This is a genomic window from Nonomuraea sp. NPDC049784 (genome assembly GCF_040659615.1).
Taxonomy (GTDB): Bacteria; Actinomycetota; Actinomycetes; order Streptosporangiales; family Streptosporangiaceae; genus Nonomuraea.
On sequence record NZ_JBFAMX010000770.1, the window covers coordinates 1 to 4,129 of the forward strand.

General features: G+C 71.1%; 4 protein-coding genes. 3 read left to right on the top strand and 1 reads right to left on the bottom strand.

The window, feature by feature from the left end:
• The 3 genes from AB0J09_RS58095 to nirD all read left to right on the top strand — a co-directional run.
• The coding region (locus AB0J09_RS58095; RefSeq protein WP_360711688.1) for an FAD-dependent oxidoreductase at positions 1–912 on the top strand (912 nt) is incomplete at its 5' end.
• On the top strand, positions 909–3,338 hold the full coding sequence (gene nirB / locus AB0J09_RS58100; RefSeq protein ID WP_360711691.1) for a nitrite reductase large subunit NirB: 2,430 nt from the start codon (positions 909–911) through the stop codon (positions 3,336–3,338). The genes AB0J09_RS58095 and nirB, both read left to right, overlap by 4 nt.
• Positions 3,335–3,658: a nitrite reductase small subunit NirD gene (nirD, locus tag AB0J09_RS58105; protein WP_360711693.1), complete on the top strand. Its 324-nt coding sequence runs from the start codon at positions 3,335–3,337 to the stop codon at positions 3,656–3,658. Before nirB ends, nirD begins: the two co-directional genes overlap by 4 nt.
• On the opposite strand, the gene AB0J09_RS58110 is transcribed toward nirD, so the two are convergent.
• Positions 3,655–4,129, bottom strand: a 475-nt coding sequence (locus AB0J09_RS58110; RefSeq protein WP_360711696.1) for a response regulator transcription factor, incomplete at its 5' end; no start/stop codon positions are given. The genes nirD and AB0J09_RS58110 overlap by 4 nt on opposite strands.

A 4,129-nucleotide genomic window follows, 5' to 3' on the forward strand; every position in this document is an offset into this window, starting at 1 on the left:
GGCCTGCCCGTGACGCTGCTGCACCTGGCCGGGCACCTCATGGAGCGCCAGCTCGACGTCGAGGCAGGCGTGGTGCTCGGCGAGACGCTGGCCGGGCTCGGCGTGGAGATCCGCACCGGCGTCAGCGCCGAGTCGATCGAGGAGGGCGGCGTCCGGCTGGCCGGCGGCGACCTGGTCGAGGCGGACCTCGTGATCCTGGCCTGCGGCGTCCGCCCCGTCACGGGGCTGGCCGCCGATGCGGGGCTGGAGGTGCGGCGCGGGGTCGTCGTGGACGACGAGCTGCGTACCGACGACCCGTCGATCTTCGCCATCGGCGAGTGCGCCGAGCACGACGGCACTGTGTACGGCCTGGTCGCGCCCGCCTGGGAGCAGGCCACCGTGGCCGCCGACGTCATCACCGGCGGCAAGGCGCTCTACCGGGGCTCCAGGCTGGTCACCAGGCTCAAGGCCAGGAGCGTCGAGCTGGCCGCGATGGGAGAGACCCAGCTCACCGAGGAGCACGCGGAAGTCGTGCGCTTCAGCCACCGGGCCCGCGGCACGTACCGCAAGCTCGTCATCCGCGACGGGCGGCTGGTCGGCGCGATCCTGCTGGGCGAGAGCGACGCCGTGGGCACGCTCACCCAGCTCTTCGACCGCGGCGCTCCGGTGCCGGGGGACCGGGCGGGGCTGCTGTTCCCCGGGCTGTCGTCGGCGCCGGTGGCCGACAGTCCGACGCTGATGCCGGACGCGGCCAAGGTCTGCCAGTGCAACAACGTGACCAAGGGCCAGATCAGGGCGTGCTGGGAGGCCGGGGCACGCGACGTGGCCGGAGTCGCGGCCGCGACCAGGGCCACGACCGGATGCGGGACCTGCCGCGACGCCGTGGAGGGCATCGTCGGCTGGCTGTGCGAGCAGGAAGGGATTTCAGTATGAGCAGGATCGTCGTCGTGGGTTACGGGCCGACGGCCCACCGGCTCGTCGAAACCCTCGTGGACAGGGGCTTCGACGGCCGGATCACCGTGATCGGGGAGGAGCCGCGCCCGGCGTACGACCGGGTCGCCCTCACCTCCTACCTGTCGGGGATCACCGCGGAGGACCTCACCTACGAGGTGCCCTCGGGGGTCGTGACGAGGCTGAGCAGCCGCGTCACCGGGATCGACAGGGACGCCCGTCTCGTCACCCTGGCGGACGGAGGCACCGAGCCCTATGACGTGCTCGTGCTGGCCACCGGGTCGTCGCCGTTCGTGCCGCCGGTGCCCGGCCACGAGCACGCCTTCGTCTACCGGACCATCGAGGACCTGGACGCGATCAGAGTGGCCGCCAAGGACGCGGTCGAGGGCGTCGTGGTCGGCGGCGGGCTGCTCGGCCTGGAGGCCGCCGACGCGCTGCGGGCGCTCGGGCTGAAGGCGCACATCGTCGAGATGAGCCCCTGGCTGATGCCGCGGCAGGTGGACGAGGGCGGCGGCTCGGTGCTGAAGTCGCACATCGAGGGGCTCGGCCTGAGCGTGCACGCCGGGTCCGGCGTGCAGGAGATCGTCACCGACGACGACGGCCAGGTCACCGGGCTGCGTAAGCCGGACGGGACGCTGGTGGACGCGCAGGTCGTGGTCTTCTCGGCGGGCATCAGGCCGCGTGACGAGCTGGCCAGGTCGTCCGGGCTCGAGGTGGGCGAGCGGGGCGGCATCGTGGTGGACTCCTCGATGCTCACCTCCGACCCCTCGATTTACGCGATCGGCGAGTGCGCGCTGGTCGGCGGCATGATCTACGGGCTCGTCGGGCCGTGCAACACGATGGCCGAGGTGGCGGCCGACGGGATCATGGGCGGTGTCTCGGCTTTCGAGGGCGCCGACATGTCCACGAAGCTCAAGCTGCTGGGCGTCGAGGTGGCGCAGTTCGGGGCGATGTCGGGAGCGCTCGACGTCACATACATGGACCCCGTGGGCGGCGTCTACAAGAGGCTGTTCATCAGCGACGACGCGAAGACGCTGCTCGGCGGTATCTGCGTGGGCGACGCCTCCCCGTACACCTCCCTGCGGCCCTTCGTGGGCAAGGCGCTGCCCGCGGCGCCGTCCGACCTGCTGTTCAGCGGCGCCGGGGCGAGCCTCGACCTGCCCGACGAGGCGCAGGTGTGCTCCTGCAACAACGTGTGCGCGGGCGACATCCGCACGGCCATCGCCGACAAGGGCGTCACCGACGTGCCCGGCATCAAGGCCTGCACGCGCGCCGGCACGACGTGCGGGAGCTGCGTGCCGATGCTCAAGCAGCTGCTGGAGAAGTCGGGCGTCGAGGTCAGCAAGGCGCTGTGCGAGCACTTCACGTACTCGCGGGCCGAGCTGTTCGACATCGTACGGGTCCGCAAGATCACGACGTTCTCCCAGCTCATCACCGAGCACGGGCAGGGCAGGGGCTGCGACATCTGCAAGCCGGCCGTGGCCTCGATCCTGGCCTCGCTGCACAACGGCCACGTGCTCGAAGGCGAGCGGGCCGCGCTGCAGGACACCAACGACCAGTTCCTCGCCAACATGCAGAAGAACGGCACGTACTCGGTCGTCCCGCGTATCCCCGGCGGCGAGATCACCCCCGACAAGCTCATCGTGATCGGCGAGGTGGCCCGCGACTTCGGCCTCTACACGAAGATCACCGGCGGGCAGCGCATCGACCTGTTCGGGGCCCGGGTCGACCAGCTCCCGGAGATCTGGCGGCGGCTGGTGGACGCCGGCTTCGAGTCGGGCCACGCCTACGGCAAGGCCCTGCGCACGGTGAAGTCGTGCGTGGGCTCGACCTGGTGCCGCTACGGCGTGCAGGACTCGGTGGGCCTGGCCATCGCGCTGGAGCTGCGCTACCGCGGCCTGCGCTCGCCGCACAAGCTCAAGTCGGCCGTCTCCGGCTGCGCCCGCGAGTGCGCCGAAGCCAGGTCGAAGGACTTCGGGATCATCGCCACCGAGCAGGGCTGGAACCTGTACGTCGGCGGCAACGGCGGCTTCAAGCCCCGCCACGCCGACCTGCTGGCCACGGACCTGAGCACGGACGAGCTGATCAGGACCATCGACAGATTCCTCATGTTCTACATCCGCACGGCCGACCGCCTGCAGCGCACCGCAGCCTGGCTCGAGTCGCTGGACGGCGGTCTCGACTATCTCCGCGAGGTGATCATGGAAGACTCGCTCGGCATCTGCGCCGACCTGGACACGCAGATGGAGCACCACATCGCCACGTACGCCGACGAGTGGGCGGCCACCCTGGACGACCCGGAGAAGCTGAGCAGGTTCGTCAGCTTCGTCAACGCCCCCGGCGTGCCCGACCCGTCGATCGTGTTCGCCAGCGAGCGCGGCCAGATCAAGCCGGTGATGGCCCGATGAGCAGCTGGACGCGGATCTGCGACTACGACGCCATGCTGCCGGAACGCGGCGTCTGCGCCCTGGTGGAGGGCGTGCAGGTGGCCGTCTTCCGCACCCACGACGGCACACTGCACGCGCTGGACAACCTCGACCCGTTCAGCGGCGCGTACGTGCTCTCCCGCGGCATCGTCGGCACGAGGAAGGACGAGCCGACCGTGGCGTCGCCTCTGCACAAGCAGGTGTTCTCGCTGGTGTCGGGGCGGTGCCTGGACGAGGACGCGGTGTCCGTCCCGGTCTATCCGGTACGCGTGGCGGACGGCGCCGTGGAGGTCGGCCTCTAGTCGCCCGCCAGGACGATACCCAGGTCGTACGCCCGCACGACGGCCTGGGTACGGTCCCTCGCGCCGAGCTTGTCCAGGACGTTGCCGACGTGCGTCTTGACCGTCTCCCTGGTGACGTACAGGGCGGCGGCGATCTCGGCGTTGCTCAGCCCGCGGGCCAGGTGGCGCAGGACGTCCAGCTCCCTCGGGGTGAGGTCGTGGGCGGCGCGCGGGCGCGGGGCGGCGATGCGGCGAAGCGCGTCGGGGAAGAGCACGCCGTCCCGCAACCGGATCGCGGTGACCAGGTCCGCGGCGGGGGAGCGCTTGAGCACGTAGCCGGCCGCGCCCGCGCGTAGCGCGCTCCATACGAGCTGGTCGTTCTCGAACGTCGTGACCACGACTACCCTGGTCCGCGGCGAGAGGCGGGCCAGCTCCCGGGTGGCGCGCAGGCCGTCCATGCCGGGCATGCGGATGTCCATGAGCACCACGTCG